Genomic DNA, 18,695 nt, shown 5'->3' on the forward strand with positions numbered 1-18,695 from the left:
CTCACCCCCTCTATAGAATCATTCGTCTGACCGTATTGGAGATCCACTCAATGGCGAGTATGGTCACGACGATGCATACGACAACTAGACTTGCCGTGTGATAATCAAAGCTCTTGTAATACAGATCGAACGAGAAGCCGATTCCCGTTCCTGTCAATATGCCAATCAGCGTGGCGCTGCGAATGTTCGTCTCCATCATGAACAGTACCCAGCTAAGCTTCTGCGGCATGGCGGAGGGAATGACCGCGCGACATACGATGGAGAAGTAGCCGGCCCCGACCGCTCTCAGCGCTTCAACGGAATGCGAGCTCACCTCGTCGATCGTCTCGACGAAAGCGCGGGTCAGGAAGCCGAAGCTGACGAAGAACAGGGCGAAGTAGCCCGTCAACACGTGCTGGCCGAATGAAAACAGCAAGATGAGCGACCATGCAGATACGTCGATGTTCCGAAAGACCGACGCGATGCCGCGGCAGATGATGCTGAATACGACATGCACCTGCATCGTCCTGGAGCCCATGACGGCCAGAGCTAGCGCAGCCACGCCAGCAACCGTCGTAGAAGCAATGGACAGCATGATCGTCTCCACCAGCTTATCCATAATATCCGGCAGCTTCTCCAGCGAATCGGCTGTGGGATAGAACTGGGTAATTCCCCATTGCACCGCTTTGGGAACCGCCGCGAAGCCGGCCAGGAAGTCGAATTCCGTCAGAATGACCGCCCCGGCCGTCAAGGCCAGCAGTACGAGCCAAAACCAAGCGCTGCTCAATCTTTTTTTCATAAAGTAACTAGCTTGCATAACTCTCTCCTATGTCGATGCCAAGTTCGCTTGCTTCGGATCCGTAAATGTTGAAAATCGTTTCGTCCTTCATCTCTTCCGCACTTCCCTTAAACACGACGCCGCCCTTCTTCATCCCGATAATCATATCGGAGTATTTCATCGCAACGTCGACCTGATGCAGATTGACCAGAACGGTAATGCCCATAACCTTGGATATGCTGCGCAGCTGATCCATAATCACCTTCGAGGCGTTGGGATCAAGCGAAGCGATCGGTTCATCGCACAGCAGCAGCTTCGGCTCCTGGATAAGCGCCCGTGCAATGCCCACACGCTGCTTCTGCCCGCCGCTCAGCTGGTCGCAGCGCTTGTATACCTGCTCCTCCAGACCCAGCGACTGCAGAATGTCAATCGCCTTCGCCTTCTCTTCGGCCGAATAGATGCCGAGCGAGCCCGCGAAGACATTTTTATAGCCCAATCTCCCATGCAGCACATTCTCGATGACGCTGAGCCGCTCGACGAGATTGTAATGCTGGAAGATCATGCCGATCTTCACTCTCGTTCTGCGAAGCGTGCGCTTGTTCATTTCCATCAAATTCTCGCCTTCCAGCCGGATTTCTCCTCCGCTGGCATCAATCAACCGATTGATGCAGCGGAGAAGCGTCGACTTGCCTGCTCCGGAGGGGCCTATTATAGAGACGAATTGTCCCTTGTCTACGGAGAAGCTAATATCCGTCAGGGCCACTGTGCCGGTAGGATATCGCTTCGATACATCCTTCAATTCCAAGATGGCTGTCATTTCGCCACCTGAGTCAACTCGCGGATCGGGTTGAACCACGCATCCTCGACTTTCAGGAATTTGGATTCTCCTTCTTGTTTGAAGATGCCTTTGAATTCGGAATCCTTCGGCACGAAGATCTTCTCGTTCTTGGCTGTCTCGTCGGAAGTCAGCGCCTCTGTAATCGCCCCGATATCTTCCGCGCTTACCGTCTCGCTGTTCACAACGATCGGCTGATTCAGCACCGGCGTGGAAGAGATAACGACGAATTCCTCGCCTGCGACTGTATTGAACGGCGCGTCCGCATCGGCTTTCACCTTATATTCCGATCCCGTCGCATTCATGTCGCCGGACAACAACTCCACGTAATTGGTGACGCAAGTGTCGCAGAATGCTGCTACATCCACCTTATCCGACAGCAGGTTGACGGCTGAGCCTTGATGGGAACCGCCATACGATACTTGGCTGAAAAACTTGTCGTTGCCGCCCTCCACCAAATCGTCGACCTCGAGTTCTGTCATTCCTTTCGCTGCGCTGAAGTGGGAAATGATGCTTGCCGTCGGCACTTTGAAGCCCGATGTCGAGCTGTTGGATACGAACGAGAACCGCTTTCCTTGAATATTGTCGATCGAGAATGCATCTCCTTGCTTATAAGCGTCCTCGTTTCCTTTCTTCACGGCGAGCCAGCTGTAATACATCGCATCGTCGAGCGTGCCGGATTTGCCGCTGTTCACGACGAGCGGCTCAACCTTGTCGTTCTTGCTTCTGGCTTCGACATAGCCCTGCGGCCCCAGATAAGCCAGATCGGCGCTTCCATTGGCAATGGACTCTACGGCAATAATGTAGTCCGTCGTCGTCTTATGCTCTACCTTCTTGCCTGTCGCCTGCTCGATAATCGCACCAACTTGATCGCGAGCTTCCTTCATGTTGCCGCCGGATTCATTCGGCAGCCAGACCATCGTCAGTTTTCCGCCCTCTTTTGCAGCAGAGCCATTCGATTCCGCAGCCGTACCTTCTGTTTGATTCGCTTTTTCATTGCCCCCGTTGTTTCCACATGCCGTTATAACCGAGATCAAAAGTGCAAGAATGACTAATGCCGTTTTTTTCATGTTTTTTCCACCCCTAAATATATAGTTGGTTTCTCCTCTCAAAGTATATCGGGAAAAAGCATTGTTACGCAATATGTTTTGCGGTATTTTACAGTATCTTAATATTATAAAACGCAAAATAAATTACAAAACCGCATATTTAGGCGTGAATGACAGGACGTATTCCCCTGACGGGTGGCAGGCATTGCCGTTCGTCCTTTAGACATTCCGTTTAACTCCACGTTTGATCTCCCGCTCGATACTTTATTCGCCGCTCTTACGGTTGCCATCGAGCTTATGGCGGCTCAATTCCCACTTCTCGAGCTGTAACGGTCACCACGAGGCCTATTTCCCACCGTGACACCTAAAATCACACTTTTCATCCCCTATAAGCGCCAGGGCAACCGTTAAAATACGGATTCACCCATTTCGAGCCCATTAAGCTCTGTGGCAACCGCTACATCCGCTACAACCGTTACAACCGAATACATCCGCTTCAGTGCACCATCACTTGCCATTTCATCTTATTTATCCGCAGCTAGGAGGACTAATGCATCCTTTCTTAACAATGAGAAAAGCCTCCTCAGGTATGGAACTGCTTGGTTCCACCCCTAAGGAGGCCGTTTAAAGTGTCGTTCCTTCTCCCTTAATAAACTTCGAGAAGCAGCTCATGCAGCTCCTCTTGCTCAATACTCCTCGGATTGTTGTCCATTCTTCCCTTCGTATACGCCTTCTCTACGATCATGCGCAAACCTTCCTGCGGAACAGCATAGTCTCTCAATCGGCCTGAAAAGCCCGACTTCTCATAAATGCCGTCAAGCACCGATCCGATTCCATCCACATCTGCAGCTCCGAATGCACGGAAAAGCTTCTCCGGATCGATCAACGCCTCCTCGTTCCACTTCATCATTTTCGCCAATGTCATGCTCGCCGCCAACCCATGCTCAATGCCATAGAGCAGCGTTATAGGATAGGAGATGGAATGGCAGGCTGTCGTCCTCGTATTGCTGAAAGCCAGCCCCGCCAGGAAGCTTCCCAATGCAACCTGCGTGCGGATTTCTACGTTGTGCGGATCTTCTCTAAGGCTTGCCAGATTAGGCACGAGACTGCGAATAGCCTGCAGCGCGAATTGTCTCGAAATTTCGTTGGTATTACGGGACCAGTAAGCCTCGGTAGCATGGCAGATCGCGTCCAGTCCCGATATAATGCTCGTTCTGACGGGCAGACTGAGTGTTAGCAGCGGATCGATAATAGCCGCTTTGGCGAACAGGTTTTTGCCCTCTACCGAATACTTCACATCGTTCTTTCGATCCCATATGGTGGCCCACGGCGTCACCTCCGACCCCGTTCCCGCAGTTGTCGGAAGGGCGATCCAACTGCACGCCTGGCTATTGGATGAGTAGGCGCGCGAGACGATCGCCTCGCGCAGCCCGTCCGCACTCTCGCATTGGTATCCTTTAAAGCCGGCCGCCGACTTCCCCAGATCCAGCACGCTGCCGCCGCCGACTGCGATCACCAGATTGTAATCGAAGTCGCGCGTTGCCTGCAGCAGAGCATGAAGGTCGGTCACATCGGGATTGGAGATTTCCACCGGATAGACGAATACGACCGTATGCTGCAATTGCTGCATTAGCTTGCGGTAATCGGCTGTGTTGCTGAAGTCGCCGCCTCGCGTAATAAGTAGTACCTTCTCCACCGTCTCGCCATCCGAATCGATAACGGCCGACAGTTGCTCCATCGCTCCTGTGCCAAAATAAGTTTCAACCGGATTATAGAATCGCTCCATCGCTAAGCCTCACTCCGCAGCACGCCGCAAGCCTGGGGATGTTCCCCACGCGCCAGCCTTTGATTGATTTCCTCGATAACCGTCTCTAATTCCGCAATGGCATCCACCGTAAAGTGAGCGCCCGCACGCTCGAATCTGCTGCGGACCGCCGCCATGCGCGTCCTAAGCTCTTCCTCGCCAAGCTCCTGCGTCTGCCGCTCCGTCAAGCCGAATTCGCTTCCGCCGCATATTACGCCTACGCTCCACGCGCCAGCATTGATCCCTTCTTGAATATCGCTAACGGTATCGCCGATCTTCACGCAAGTGTCCATCGGAAATACTTGAAGCTCAAGCGCATTCCGATAGCACATGTAAGGAGCGGGACGGCCTGCGGGCACTTCGTCCGAAGCAATCCAGTAATCGGGCTTGTAGCCCTGTTTCTCCGCCTCTGCCGTAACGACCTTCATCATATCCAATGTGTAGCCGGTGGTCGACCCGATCTTCATCCCCTTCAACCTCAGGCTGTCCACCAGTTCGATCGCGCCAGGAATTACTTCCGTATAATTCGGGAGCACGGCCATCAGCATAGGCTCGAAGCTGGCATACAATTGATCGACATCACTCTCCTCCGGGAGCTTGCCGAACTTCTCCGTCCACTGCAGCCGGACGGACTCCAGCTCCAGCAGTGCGCGAATATGATCCTTCTTCTTCATGCCCATGGGGCCGCGCACTTCTTCATCCGTTACGTGAATGCCTTCCTTCCGGAATGACTGGATGAATGCCTCGAGCGGCGCCATGCAGCCGTAATCCACCGTCGTTCCGGCCCAATCGAATATAACGGCGCTTATTTTTTTTGTCTCTGCTCTTTCCATCTATTTTCCCTCCTCGATCCACACAATAATTGCGCAACAAATATAGCATAAAAATGCATGTTAAATCAATATATTTTGCATCTTTATGCAGTTTTAATATTTGAGTTGCCGCTAACGTTCGGGTCGTCGCATCCGGCTTCTCCAGTGATTATCCCCTTTGGATGTGATAAATCTATCATAATCATAGAAATCATAGTATTGATCAATAGAAGTCTCTGACATATTATTGCTTCAAACAGTTGTCAATAACTGTGCAAGAAAAAGGAGGAGGACTAACTATGAGTAATGTAGTTGCAGATATTAAGATTCCAGATAGCAAGCTGGCTTTGGGGGCGGCAGAATTACTTCGTGAGTACGGCAATGATTTATTATGGAACCACTCCCACCGTGTATTTCTATTCGGAGCACTCCAAGGGATAAAGGAAGGAGTTAGTTTCAGTACTGAACTGTTGTACATTAGCGCATTGTTCCATGATTTGGGCTTGGTCAAACAGTACAGCAGTTCAGATAAACGCTTCGAAGTTGATGGTGCGAATGCAGCACGTGACTACCTCAAGGCGCATGGAGTTCCTGCCGAATCTATTCGTCTGGTATGGGATGCCATTGCTCTTCATACCACGATTGGCATTGCTCAGTATAAGGAGCCGGAGGTGATGTTAATTTATTCCGGTGTCGGTTATGATGTAATGGGCGAAAACTTTGATAGTCTTACAGAGGAAATGCGGAAAAAGGTTACAACTAATTATCCAAGAGATAACTTCAAACAGAAGATTTTGTCTGCATTCTACGATGGTTTCAAGCATAAACAAGAGACCACATTCGGCAATATTAAAGCCGATGTCTGCTCTCTTTTAAATCCAGATTTCAAAAGAAAGAACTTCTGTGAGTGCGTCTTACATTCACCTTGGATAGAATAATGACGGAATCAAGAAGCAGCATTCTGAATCGCTGGGTGTTGTTTCTGATTAAGAGGAAACACGAAATGGATTAACCAGGATGGGGAGGTCTTAATGGAGTTTAGACAACTGGAATACTTCATGGCATTGTGCAAGGAGCTTCATTTCACACGTGCGTCTGAGCAATTAGGTGTAACCCAGCCGACATTAAGCCATCAAATTAAAGCTTTAGAAATTGAAATGGGCATGCCTCTGTTTGATCGAATTGGTAAGAAAACAACCTTAACCAGTGCAGGCCAGGTCTTGTTCAAGCATGGAACGCATATTTTTCAAAGCATCCAGAGCGCCATGGAGGAGATGCGTGAGTTGCAGGAAGTGAAAAGCGGAAAGCTATCGATCGGTGTTTTGACAGGTGAACTTACCCAGTTTGTCTCTCCTCTGCTTCTTACCTTTCATAAAAAGTATCCAAATATCCAAATTACAGTGATCGGCAAGGATGATGTAGTAGACGCCATCATTGACAATGAACTAGAAATTGCTTTAACTATTGTCCCAATACATGATAAACGACTTACCATTGTTCCTTTATATGAAGAAAATTTGTATTTGACAGTGTCACATCGTCATCCTTTAGCAAACAAAAAAACAATCGATTTGGAGCAAGTCAAGAACGAACCATTCATCATTTTCCCTAAAAACTATCAGTGTCGTCAACAGATCGAGGCTGCCTTTAAGTTTATCAAAGCACCACTGAATCCGATGATCGAAACAGACGCGGCAGAAACCATCATGAGTCTGGTACAAGCAGAAGCTGGCATATCCATCTTGTCCAAAACATTGCTACACATGTGGGGCAACGATCAAATAAGAATGATCGAAATTATGAATCCGCCTATACGCAGACAAATTGGGCTTGTCTACCATAAAGAGAAATTTATCGGCTATGCGGCACAGCAATTCATCTACCTGCTCCAACAAAGCATTGCTAAGCATGGACTAAGTTCAACCAATTCGCCTGGATATTAAGTCATAACTGAATTCTGTCAAACAGCACGGTTCTACCCCCTTTAAACCACTTTTACAGTGGTTTAAAGGGGGCATGCATGCTTCGCCCAGCAGGAGCCCATCCCGCCGTCGGCCGTTTAACTGTGCTTGTAAACGACCTGTATTCCCGTATCCCGATACATCTTTACAATATCTTTATTAATTGTGCTGTCCGTTATAATCGTGTCAATATGCGACAGCGGGCATACATTCATATATGACACTTTTTCGAATTTGCTGGAATCGGCCGCCACAATTTTTTGCCGCGCGGACGACATCATCGCTTTCATAATATCGATTTCATGAATACGGAAGTCGGTTAAGCCTTTGTCCACCGATATGGCGTTTATCGAGATGAACACCTGATCGATATTGTAACCGGTAATATCTTCTTCGCACTTTTTCCCGTACAGCGCGTTTTCTTCGTGATCCAATATTCCGCCCGGCACAATAACAGTGAAGCCCGGCTTATGCGAGAAGTGCTCGATAATGCGCAGACCGTTCGAAATGATGGTTAACCGTTCGAAGTTCTCCGACAGCTTCTTGGCGATTTCCAGATTGGTGGTTCCTGCATTCAAGGCAATCGCTTGTCCCTCCGACACATACTCGCACGCCAGCTGCGCCAGCTCTATCTTCTTGTCCTTGTTCTTGTTCTCTCGGTAGAAGAAAGCATTGCGGTCGCCATGATCCGCAGCAGGCACTGCTCCGCCATGCACCCGCTTGAGCAGCTTCTTGCCCTCCATGTTCTCCAGGTCACGCCTAACCGTGTCAATCGACACATTAAGCACTTGCACCAGCTCGGTCACCTTAACGGACTCGTTCTGCTTCAAGATGTCCTGTATTTTTTTGTATCGCTCTTCCTGCAACATATATCCATCCACTCCCGAACGTCATACTTGCCACTTTCATTATACAAGCATGGAGCCTCGAGTCAAGATTTTGCGGCCCAACCCTCGTATTTCATGCGCTCTTTTACAGTTTCTTAAGAAATAGGTCGGAAGAAGGTTACTTGCAGCAGCTTCAGCGCCTCTGCTGTCTCCGCCAGCTTCTCTTCGGGTACGCCTTCCACTCGGCTCATGAACTGCTCTCTCATATACGCAAAAGCCTCGCTCATCCGTTCCAGTCCGAGCGGCGACAGCGTAATGTACTGCTTCCTTCCGTCCTCAGGATCATCCACCCGTTCGCACATTCCTTTGTCCGTCAGCTTCCTCAGCTCGCGGCTGGCATTGGGCATCGACAGGCCCATGCAATCGCTAATCTTGCTCATCGTTAACGGCTGCTCGACAGCCATATATTCCAATATGTCGTATTGAAGGGACGTTACCTCTCGCAGCATCGGATTCCCTTTCTTCACTTCATGCATAATTGTATGAAAGGCGTTGATGAACGAGAAAAGCTCCTTGAATAATACGTCTTGGGGATTTGCTTCGATTCGGCCAGCCGATATACTGACGCCCTTTTCTTTCTCATGATGCATGTTATCCACCTCCATACCGTCTATTATGTCCATTTAGTTATTAAAAGATAATTATCATTTGACAATAAAATAATCGGTGTGCTACTATTTCATTATCAAATGATAACAAAGAAGGTGTCCAATGAAAACCCTGGTTATTTACACGCATCCCAATCATGAGAGCTTGAACCATGCGTTCCTCCAGAAAACGCTGCAAGGCATGAAAGAAAATCCGCATATGCAGGAAGTGCGGGTGCTCGATCTGTACGCGGAAGATTTCAACCCTGCGCTAGTCTTCAACAAGGAGAAGAAGAGACGCGACCTGCATCTGGAACCGGAGCTTGAGAAGTATCGTCAGCAGATTCTGTGGGCTGACAAGATCGTCTTCATATACCCTATCTGGTGGGGACGACCTCCTGCCATGCTGCTCGGTTATATCGACCGGCTGTTCGCCACGAACTTCGCTTATCGGGATATCGGAAAGACGATGCCGGAAGGGCTGCTAAAAGGAAAATCTGTCGTCTGTATATCGACGATGCAAGGACCTCCACTATACACATTATACTGGTTGTACAATGCGCATAAAGTACTTATGCGAAAAGCTCTGTTCCAATATGTAGGCATCAAAAAAGTGAAATTCTTCGAATTCGGAAGCATGGAGAAGAAGAACGGGAAACAAGCAGAGAAGCTGGATAAAATCTATCGTTACTTCAAAACGCTTGCTTCCTGAGCAAAGAAAACCGGCTGACCGTTATTTGCGGTCAGCCGGCTCTATCGCGAATCGGCAGAAGCTGCGCAAAGCGCACTCCTCACCGAATCAGCTTCTAACCGCCTCAATACGCTTCTTATAATTGGGGGATGTCAAGTATGGCTTGCCTGCTTGACTGACCAGACCCGCCTCATCCGTCAAGCCTGCGTTCCGCGGTGCAAGCTCATCGATCAGACGCTGTCGCCATTTCAGCAGCTCCGGCTGCTTGTCCGGATGCGCCTTCAAATCGCACAGCTCCATCGGATCGCTCTCCAGATCGAACAGCTGCTCCTCATGCAGACGAGGAAGCCATACATATTTCATCTTTCCGTCGGTCAAATATTGCGTTTCCTGCTCCTCCGCATAGCATGTGCTGTGCTCGCCATGCACATACGAACGCCAGCCATCGCTCTTGCCCAGCATCAAATCCACCATGCTGCTGCCGTCAACACAATCAGGAACGGACACTCCCGCCGCCTCCAGCACCGTCGGCATAATATCCTGCAGCGTTACCGGCTCTTCGACGATCTGCTTCTGCCGGCCGAGGGAGGCTGGCAGCTTGACGATCATCGGGATATGGGCAGATCCTTCATAAGCATAAGTCTTCCGCCATAGATGGTGGTCGCCTAGCATGTCCCCATGGTCAGACATGAACATGATCAACGTATTGTTCATCAGACCATTCTTGTTCAAGTACATCAGCAGCCTTCCGATTTGATGATCGATATGATGAATCAAGCCGTAATACCCCGCACGTGCCCGATGAATTTCTTCTTCACTGCGCTTGCCCCGCCAAGCGAACGGCTTCCTTGATTCTACCGGATCGTCGTGCCGCTCCGCCCAGTCGCCCACTGCCGGCATCGGAAGCTTCTTGTTCAAGTACAAATTGAAGTAAAATTCCGGCGCATCATAAGGCGAATGCGGTCTGGCGAATGATGTCTTCAGAAAGAACGGTTGATTCGGATCGCGCCGCTCCAAAAATGCGATAGATTCATTCACCGTCCAATTGCTTGGATGCAGAAACTCAGGGGCATGATAAGGTCTGGCCATCCAGGAATTCCAATCGATGCCGTGATCCGTTATGCCGTAATCGCCTGTCTTGTGCTGATCGAACCATCCCTTATAATCGGATACGAATCCAGGGTCCTCCACACGTCCCGATTCATCCAGTACCGTATGATGAAAGCCGTTAAGCGATCTCTGCGGATGAAAGTGCATCTTTCCGACTCCCTGCGTATGATAGCCGGCTTTGGCCAGTTCGCCGGGCAATGTGTGGGGGAAGCCGGTGGTCTTGCCACCTTGCCCCCCTCCCATGCCAAGAATGCCTGTCTGCCACGTATTCATGCCTGTCATCAGACATGCTCTGGCCGGAACACAAGATGGACTCGGGGTGTAAGCATGCTTGAATACTGTGCCTTGCGAAGCCAGCCAATCGAGATTGGCCGTTTCAATACAATCGTTCCCATAACACCCCAGCGTATCCCAGCGCTGTTGATCCGTCATAATCAGCACAATATTCGGTCTTTTATCACGCATCATTTCAACCTCCCGATAGGTCGTTCAATTGTATATCAAGGTTGTGCCTCAATTACACTCTGCTCTTCATAGCCAATAATTGTGATCTTTCCACCACGTCACAACGTTCAGCCCAAGCAACATATGCCGCATGCAGGTATTGGACCTTCTCGGGATACTGTCCCGCTACATCATGGAGCTCCGTCCGATCCTCTTCCATGTTGTACAGCTCCCAATCCCCTCTGAACTTCTTGACAAGCTTCCACTTGCCGTCGCGAACGGCGCAATTCCCCTCGTGCTCCCAGTAGATAAGCCGCTCTCTATCCCATGCCTGGCCGTGCAGCAGATTCTTAAAGCTCTCCCCCTCTAGCGGAGTAACAGAGTTCCCTTGCCGCTCAGCAGGATAAGCTGCGCCGGCAATGTCAAGACAAGTAGCCATAATATCTGCAATATGAAGCGGCTGTTGTACCGGATCGGTAATTCGCTCTATCCCTTGAGGCCAATGGGCTATGAAGGGGGTGGATATACCGCCCTCATGAACCCAGTGCTTGTAGAAGCGGAACGGTGTATTGCTGGCATTGGCCCAAGGCAGATCGTAGCTCATATAAGTATCCTCGGCTCCCGGCATACGGGACGGATCATTGCCAGGGACGACCTTGCTTCCGTCTCTGGCTGGATAGACGGAATTCTCAATCCAGCCGTTCTCCTCCAGCAGTTCAGCGCAGCCGCCGTTATCGGACAAGAACAAAATCAGGGTATCCTCTTCAATCCCGCATTCACTAAGCTTACCCATCATTCTCCCGATGCCTTGATCCATTCGGTCTACTTGAGCGGCATATACCGCCATACGGGCATCTTCCCATTCCTTATTCGGCACTTGCTCCCATGAAGGAGCTTGCGCATCTCGCGGACTAAGCGACCATTGATCCGATATCATTCCGCTATCCACCAATCGGTTGTATCTACCTTCTCTTAATCGATCCCATCCTGTCATATATTTACCAGAGTACTTATCAATATCTTCTTGAACAGCGTGCAGCGGCCAATGCGGCGCAGTATAGGCCACATAAAGGAAGAAGGGATCTGATTCATTCGCAAAATCCTCTATACACGACAGGGCATAGTCCGAAATGGCATCGGTATAATAGTAATCATCCCCCGGTGTACGATCGATCAACTGATCTCCTTCCATTAAGGTGTGCGGGTGAAAGTAGCTTCCCGCCCCCGCCAATGTTCCGTAGAAGCGATCAAAGCCTCTCTGAACAGGAATGGGCTTCCCTTCACTGCCCGGCTGCCAACGCTCCTTCTCATCGATCGCGTAATTCCCGCCTACATGCCACTTCCCTGACATACCGGTCTGATACCCGCTGTCCTTCAGCGCTTCGGCTATCGTCACACAATCGTCTCGCAAGTACCCTTGATAGGCGGGGGTGCCCATATCATCCACCATGTACCCCACCCCTGCTTGATGCGGGTAGAGGCCGGTTAACAATGAAGCGCGGCTTGGACAGCAACGAGCTGTATTGTACATCTGGGCAAAGCGCACTCCACGCTCTGCAAGCTTATCCAGGTTAGGTGTAGCGATTTCTCCACCGTAACATCCGATGTCCGAGAAACCCATATCATCAGCCATTATAAGTATGATGTTGGGCCGCTTAACATTCTTCATCCCATCCATTCTCCTTCGTTATCCTTTGATCGCTCCAATCATGACACCTTTAACAAAGTACTTCTGAAGGAACGGATATACACTTATAATTGGCAGAATAGTCACCATAATGAGAGCGTACCTCAATTGAAGAGGGGGTAAGCTGTCGACTACACTTTCTCCCGCTACTTCAGAGATTTCAGACGATAGCTGTACCAGGATTTTCATAAGGTATAGTTGTAAAGGCTGTAATTCCGGCGATGGCAAATACAACATGGCATTAAAGAAGGCATTCCAGTGAGTAACAGCGTAGAAAAGTGTCAATACGGCAATGATAGGCATCGATATGGGGACCATAATCTTGTACATGATTTTCAAATCGTTGGCACCATCAATTTTCGCCGATTCCACAATCTCTTCAGGGATACCTTGATAATAAGTCCGGGCGATAATTAAGTTCCAGGCGCTTATGGCATTAGGCAATACCATCGCCCATCGCGTATCGTATAACCCAAGATTATTAATGAGAATGAAGTTCGGAATGATCCCGCCTCCGAAAAACATAGTGAAGGCGATAATAAACATAATTTGATTTCGCGCGAAAAAACTTCTGCGAGACAAAGCGTACGCGGCCATTACGGTGAAGGTCACATTAATAGTTGTCCCTACGATCGTATACCAGACTGTGTTATAGTAGCTGGTCCAGATCATTTTATTTTGAAATATTTGTTTGTACGCTTCCAAAGAAAAGCCTTGGGGGAATAACCAAACCTCCTCATTCAATACAGATACAGGATTGCTGATAGAAGAGCTTGCGACAAAAATAATGGGATACAAAGTAATAAGGATGATCAATACCATGAAGACATTCAACATGTTGTTTTCTATTTTACCCCAGACGGATACTTTCATATGGCTTCCCCCTCCTTTACCATAGACTGTTTTGTGTCAGTTTTTTACTAATCCGATTCATAGCGATTAACAATACAAAGTTAATAATGGCATTAAATAATCCAACTGCCGCGCCGAAGCTGTATTGGCTTCCTAATATGCCTCTTCTGTAAACGTAAGTGGAAATAACATCGGCTACTTCGTAGGTACTCGGATTATACATAAGTATAATTTTCTCAAAGCCTACATCCAGCAGATTACCGACCCTTAAAATTAGCAGAATCATAATGACAGGTAGAATCCCGGGCAGTGTAACACTCCACATCTGCTGCCAACGGTTCGCCCCGTCCATGCGAGCCGCTTCATACAATTGAGGATCAATCGCACTGATTGCGGCCAAGTAAATGATCGATGAGAAACCAAAATTCTGCCACACAGAGGAACCGATATATAAGGTTCTGAACCATGAAGGGTCATTAAAAAAATCTATTGACTTATAGCCAAACGATTCAATCAACGTGTTGATGACACCGTCAACAGGATGAAGAAAGTTGACCATAATGCCGACCACGATAACTACTGACAAAAAATGAGGCATATAAGTGACCGTTTGGATCGTTCTCTTGAACAGTCCATCCTTATACTCGTTTAAGAGCAACGCGAACACAATAGGTATCGGAAATTCAATCAATATGCTATATAAACTTAGCAGAATTGTATTTTTAAGCAATCTGAAAAAATAGTAAGATTCGAAAAACTGGGCAAACCAATGAAAGCCTACCCATTCACTTCCCATAATCCCATTGGCAATCGAAAACTTTTTGAACGCAATGACTAACCCATACATGGGGACGTAATGAAACAATGCATAATAAAGAATAGCGGGAAGCAACAGCAAGATTAAATATTTATCTCTTTTGATGACTTTTAATGCTTTTGGCATATGAACTCACTCATTTCTCCCTCCGGATGGTCTAGCTGTCAATGAAGGAATTGGGGAATGATACATTCCCCAATTCCTTATAGCGCTTACCTACTGGTTGCTGCGATCATATTGTGTTTGTTTGATTTCAACCACCCGCTCGATGCCCATTCTCTTCAGTGTGGACACGAAGTTGTCGAACTCGCTTATCGGCTTATTGCCCATAACAAACTTCTGGATCATCTCGTCTTCATAAGTGGTAATATCCACGATGAGCGAGCTCAATTCTTCTACTTCCTCGCTTGTGCCTAGCATCGATGGGAACGGCTCAATCATGTATTCCTGAGCCCCATCTGCGAATTGCACAACCTTCTCTGGAGTCGTCTGAGTCTTGAAGTCATATAATTGATGGCTGAGGAATGATGGGAATGCCCCTAACTTGCGCAGAGAGTCAATAGGGGATAAACCATCAGGATTATTCGTAATATACTCAGTGAATACAGGCTTGCCGTCTTTCATCGTATAAGATTGACCTTCGATTCCGAAGTTTTGCAGCAATAAGCCTTCTTCACTAGCCCACAAGTAATCAATCCATTTGACAGCGATTTCAGGATGCTTGGTATCCTTCAGCACACCGTAACGGCCGCCCATAGGCGATCTCTTGATAATGTACCGCTCACCTTCCATATTGACAGGCGGCAGAACTGGAATATATTCACCTTCAATTCCAGAATTGGCGATATCCTTGTTGTACCTGTCTACTACTGGCAGTTGGTGAGGTGTGGTTCCCACATTACCTTTGGCTACCATGGAAATCGTTTTCTTCTCGTCGTTACTAGCGAATTCAGGATCAAGTAAACCCTCATTATACAGCTTATTAAGGAAGGTCAGGAATTCTTTAAATGCCGGTTGATCATATTGGTAATATAATTTCCCATTCTCGTTAATCCAGATGTTGCTTCCTGGGTAAATACCGAATGCCGATCCCAGCAAAGAATAATCTGCGAATCCATGGCTTACAATCATCGGAATTTCATCAGCTTGGCCATTGCCATTAGGATCCTGTTCCTTGAAAGCCTTCAGCATATTGTACCAGTCATCAGCTGTTTCGGGTTCTGACAAGCCCAGATTATCCAGCCAATCCTTACGAAGCATATATACTCTGGGGTTTAAGGTGTTCACCTTCTTCATTAGTTCACCCACTGCGTATATATGTCCATCAGGCGATGTCAGTATTTTTTTTAGGTCCGGATGCTCTTCGAACAATTTTACGATATTGGGAGCATTCTGCTCGTTGATATACTCATCTAATGGAAGCAGAATCCCTTCCGATCCATACCTTACTACATCCGCACCAGCTCCGAAGGGAGGTATGGCGAAGATATCCGGCAGATCCTTCCCGGCTGCTAAGCGAGTTTGAATGGAAGTGTTATATTGGCTAAAAGGATGCATCTGCCAATTAATTTTGACTCCGGTCCGTTTCTCCATCTCCTGGAAGATTGGCAGGTTATCATTATGAGTGATATTAGGCGACCAGCTGTCAACACCGGCGAAGGTTAAGGTCACATCATCATTGGCGAAAGGAAGCTTATATTCTTCGGTTGCGCTCGTTCCTTCTCCTTGCTTGTTGTCATTGTTGTCCTTCTGGGAACTGTTCTTACTTGTCTTGTCATTACTAGGATTTGATGAACAAGCAGATAGCACTAAACCTATCACCATAATCAAAGATAATACGATCATCAACTGTCTTCTCAACATGTAGAATACCCCTTTCAGTATGAACTCAAAAAAGCGCTTTCTTTTTTAACATGAATCCGTCGTTTGTACTTCCTCGATTGCAGTCCTCCCTTCCGCAATCTCATGGTAGGGGAAGAAGCTCAGAGCAAGCAACGAACAAAAATTGAGAGCATCATTTTTTTTTACAATTCGCTGCAAACATCATTTGAAAAGGCATACATTTCTTTACGTTTACAAAAACCGCTTTGAACAAAGCGGCTAAAGTAAGGGCTTCTCCAACAAATTACCTTTATATTGACTTGGGGCAACTCCCGTATATTTTTTAAAAACTCGGCGAAATGTAACGTCATTGTCATAGCCGATGTCTTGCGCAATTTGATTAATGCTGACTTGTTTGTCTTCCATTAGAATGCGTTTAGCTGCTTCAATCCGCATCCGATTTACATAATCCGTATAGTTGTAACCAAATTGCTCTCTGAAATAGCGACTTAAATAAGAGGATGACAGATTAAACTTGTCCGCTATCCCGCTTAGTGATATCGACGAGTCTCTGTAATGATTCTCTATATACTGTTCAATTTTTTGTTTTAGCTCATAGTTGTGACTTTCTTTCCCATTATTAACGGCTTCGCAAAGCTCATGATATATCGTTAAAATATACGCTTTCATATCATCAATCGTATCCAGTCTGAAAATATGGTTTGAGGACAGCTGAATAACCGAGGTTAGACCTCGTTCCTCGATCAATCGAATAGCCGTTAGCTCTGCATTAAAGAAAAAGTATCGCAGTGCGTTGATTGATGTAGCCTTGGCAGTCGCTTTCCCTAGATTTTCTTGCAAAATTTCTTGGAATAATGCTGCTGCATCATCATAATTGCCTGATTTAAGGTGATTGGTAATGTGAATTTCCTTATCCAATGGATAAAAATAATACAGTTCTTCCTTCAGAACTTCCTCGTATCGAATAACCCGATCTTCATTCTTATACAGCCGATAATCTGCTGCAGTGCAAGCAGTAAGGTAGGACAGATGAAGACTGTTCATATCCGATGAGCTTCCAACACCAACAGAAAACTTATGCTCCGCAAGATCCTTGCAAGCATTAGAGAATGCTGTAATAAGCGATTCCTTGCGAGACTTTTCCTCATAATTTACAACAAGTATTATTTGCTCTGTTGATTCCGCACTGTACACAATGGTTTTACAACGATTGGAACAATCAAGGGCACGATTCGTTATCGCTTCTGAGACAGAAGCGTGATGAGCAACAATCACTATACAGGTAAAGAAGGGATATGGAAAATCAATCCCAAGCAACTGCAACCCTCGTAAAGCTTCTTGTCTTGTGTGGTTATCATTCGTTAACAGCTTTAGCAAGTAGCCGTTCTTCAGTATGGGATGAGATTTCTCCATTCTCTTCTTCAACTGATTCTCTTCAATTAACAACTTTTGAATATTGTTTTCCAACCACATAAACTCATTATTTCTTGCACTGCCTTCCGCTGGCGGTGCGTCATGGATGAAAAGCTTCACTATTCTTTCGAGCGGCTTGTAGCTTCTTCTGGATAACTCATAGGAAAGCCACACTCCCAGACCGCTTGAAACAAACACCAAAAGCAACACAATCGTTTGAACATGCTTAATTTTTTCCGCTACACTGGCTGCAGGAATAGTGACTGCGTACTTCCAATTGTTCTTCTCGGATTGACTCAAGAAGATCATTCTCTCCTCATTGTCCTGACTATAGGATGTAGCCGTAACAAGCGTGGAGTCAAAGGAATGATTTTGAATAAATTCTTTGTCTTTCTCGCTAAGGACATGGCCAGCCACTTGATGATCATGTTCATCTAATATATAGACTGAGCCGTCTCTGTCCACTATTAAATTGTTTAACAATGTGTTAATCGACTGAACATTAATAAATGCAATTAGTGTGGCTTTAATCCCCTGATATTTCCCTACAGGAAGAGAATGCAAATACACCAGACCTTCTTTTTGATGGTCATAGCGCTCCAAGGTTACGGGATTTAGAATTTTCCCATCATTATATTCACGAGTCATCGCCGTCCAGTCCTCGACACTGAGTTCGTTGACCTTGAAGCCCTCTTCAACGAACCAAGGAAACGTATCTCTCCCAAAAGTGGACAAAACCAGGTTTTTGCTGTGATAATAGACACCAATGCTCTCAATGAACTCGTTGGCGACCGTATACAGTCTGAACTCTTCGCTATAATCCTTCAGTGAGACAGGATCGATCAATGCCGGGTCAATTGAAGAGCCATACATATACATTAACTTGCTGACCCAACGTGTCTGGGAAAGCTGAATGGCGAAGCTATCTAAAGATTGAATACGCTGATCTATCGTTTGAATAATCGTAGACAGGTTCTTCTTATAGGAATCCTCCACTTGGGAAACGGTTACATTATACATCCATTGATAAGTAACGGCCCCCATAATCAGTACAGGAACAATAAATATAAAAAGGTAAGAAATAAACATTCTCTTCCTGACCGATAAATTTCTCAGCTGCCGCTTCATGTTGAACATCCTCCCAGAC

The 18,695-nt window shown here is 47.1% G+C and carries 16 protein-coding genes; 3 read left to right on the forward strand and 13 right to left on the reverse strand.

The annotated features are described in order from the left end of the window. Positions 1–10 precede the first annotated feature (10 nt). From M6D81_RS15805 to phnX, 5 genes are all read right to left on the reverse strand, one after another. Entirely contained in the window at positions 11–796 is a 786-nt protein-coding gene (locus M6D81_RS15805; RefSeq protein WP_262677883.1) for a PhnE/PtxC family ABC transporter permease, read from the reverse strand. Further along, the gene (gene phnC / locus M6D81_RS15810) at positions 786–1,574 is read right to left on the reverse strand and encodes a phosphonate ABC transporter ATP-binding protein (protein WP_262677884.1); all 789 of its coding nucleotides are present in this window, start codon (positions 1,572–1,574) and stop codon (positions 786–788) included. The genes M6D81_RS15805 and phnC overlap by 11 nt, the downstream gene beginning before the upstream one ends. Then, entirely contained in the window at positions 1,571–2,662 is a 1,092-nt protein-coding gene (locus M6D81_RS15815) for a phosphate/phosphite/phosphonate ABC transporter substrate-binding protein (RefSeq protein ID WP_262677885.1), read from the reverse strand. The genes phnC and M6D81_RS15815 overlap by 4 nt, the downstream gene beginning before the upstream one ends. Before the next feature lie 625 nt (positions 2,663–3,287). After that, positions 3,288–4,427 (reverse strand): phosphonoacetaldehyde reductase, encoded by a 1,140-nt coding sequence (locus tag M6D81_RS15820; protein WP_262677886.1) that lies wholly within the window; start codon positions 4,425–4,427, stop codon positions 3,288–3,290. 2 nt (positions 4,428–4,429) lie between these two features. Further along, on the reverse strand, positions 4,430–5,278 hold the full coding sequence (gene phnX, locus M6D81_RS15825) for a phosphonoacetaldehyde hydrolase (RefSeq protein WP_262677887.1): 849 nt from the start codon (positions 5,276–5,278) through the stop codon (positions 4,430–4,432). A gap of 278 nt (positions 5,279–5,556) precedes the next feature. On the opposite strand from phnX, the gene M6D81_RS15830 reads away from it, so the two are divergent. Together M6D81_RS15830 and M6D81_RS15835 are read left to right on the forward strand one after the other, a co-directional pair. Beyond that, positions 5,557–6,195: an HD domain-containing protein gene (locus M6D81_RS15830; RefSeq protein ID WP_262677888.1), complete on the forward strand. Its 639-nt coding sequence runs from the start codon at positions 5,557–5,559 to the stop codon at positions 6,193–6,195. 93 nt (positions 6,196–6,288) lie between these two features. Beyond that, positions 6,289–7,200, forward strand: coding sequence for a LysR family transcriptional regulator (locus tag M6D81_RS15835; protein ID WP_262677889.1), 912 nt, complete (start codon positions 6,289–6,291; stop codon positions 7,198–7,200). Between the two features lie 116 nt (positions 7,201–7,316). On the opposite strand, the gene M6D81_RS15840 is transcribed toward M6D81_RS15835, so the two are convergent. After that, on the reverse strand, positions 7,317–8,087 hold the full coding sequence (locus M6D81_RS15840) for a DeoR/GlpR family DNA-binding transcription regulator (protein WP_262677890.1): 771 nt from the start codon (positions 8,085–8,087) through the stop codon (positions 7,317–7,319). Positions 8,088–8,200: 113 nt separating this feature from the next. Continuing rightward, complete coding sequence (locus M6D81_RS15845; protein ID WP_262677891.1) at positions 8,201–8,695, reverse strand: MarR family winged helix-turn-helix transcriptional regulator; 495 nt, start codon at positions 8,693–8,695, stop codon at positions 8,201–8,203. A 121-nt stretch (positions 8,696–8,816) separates the two neighbouring features. Between M6D81_RS15845 and M6D81_RS15850 the strand changes: the two genes are divergently transcribed. Beyond that, positions 8,817–9,404 (forward strand): NAD(P)H-dependent oxidoreductase, encoded by a 588-nt coding sequence (locus M6D81_RS15850; protein WP_262677892.1) that lies wholly within the window; start codon positions 8,817–8,819, stop codon positions 9,402–9,404. A gap of 87 nt (positions 9,405–9,491) precedes the next feature. On the opposite strand, the gene M6D81_RS15855 is transcribed toward M6D81_RS15850, so the two are convergent. The 6 genes from M6D81_RS15855 to M6D81_RS15880 form a co-directional block, all read right to left on the reverse strand. Then, on the reverse strand, positions 9,492–10,961 hold the full coding sequence (locus M6D81_RS15855) for an arylsulfatase (RefSeq protein ID WP_262677893.1): 1,470 nt from the start codon (positions 10,959–10,961) through the stop codon (positions 9,492–9,494). Between the two features lie 49 nt (positions 10,962–11,010). Next, positions 11,011–12,606, reverse strand: coding sequence for an arylsulfatase (locus tag M6D81_RS15860; protein ID WP_262677894.1), 1,596 nt, complete (start codon positions 12,604–12,606; stop codon positions 11,011–11,013). A gap of 18 nt (positions 12,607–12,624) precedes the next feature. Continuing rightward, a complete protein-coding gene (locus M6D81_RS15865; RefSeq protein WP_262677895.1) occupies positions 12,625–13,497 on the reverse strand; it encodes a carbohydrate ABC transporter permease in 873 nt (290 codons plus the stop codon). Between the two features lie 16 nt (positions 13,498–13,513). After that, positions 13,514–14,419 (reverse strand): ABC transporter permease, encoded by a 906-nt coding sequence (locus M6D81_RS15870; RefSeq protein ID WP_262677896.1) that lies wholly within the window; start codon positions 14,417–14,419, stop codon positions 13,514–13,516. A gap of 90 nt (positions 14,420–14,509) precedes the next feature. Then, positions 14,510–16,156 (reverse strand): extracellular solute-binding protein, encoded by a 1,647-nt coding sequence (locus M6D81_RS15875; RefSeq protein ID WP_262677897.1) that lies wholly within the window; start codon positions 16,154–16,156, stop codon positions 14,510–14,512. A gap of 237 nt (positions 16,157–16,393) precedes the next feature. Then, a complete protein-coding gene (locus M6D81_RS15880; RefSeq protein ID WP_262677898.1) occupies positions 16,394–18,676 on the reverse strand; it encodes a helix-turn-helix domain-containing protein in 2,283 nt (760 codons plus the stop codon). Positions 18,677–18,695: the final 19 nt, after the last annotated feature.

The organism is Paenibacillus sp. J5C2022 (assembly GCF_025567625.1).
Classification (GTDB): domain Bacteria; phylum Bacillota; class Bacilli; order Paenibacillales; family Paenibacillaceae; genus Pristimantibacillus.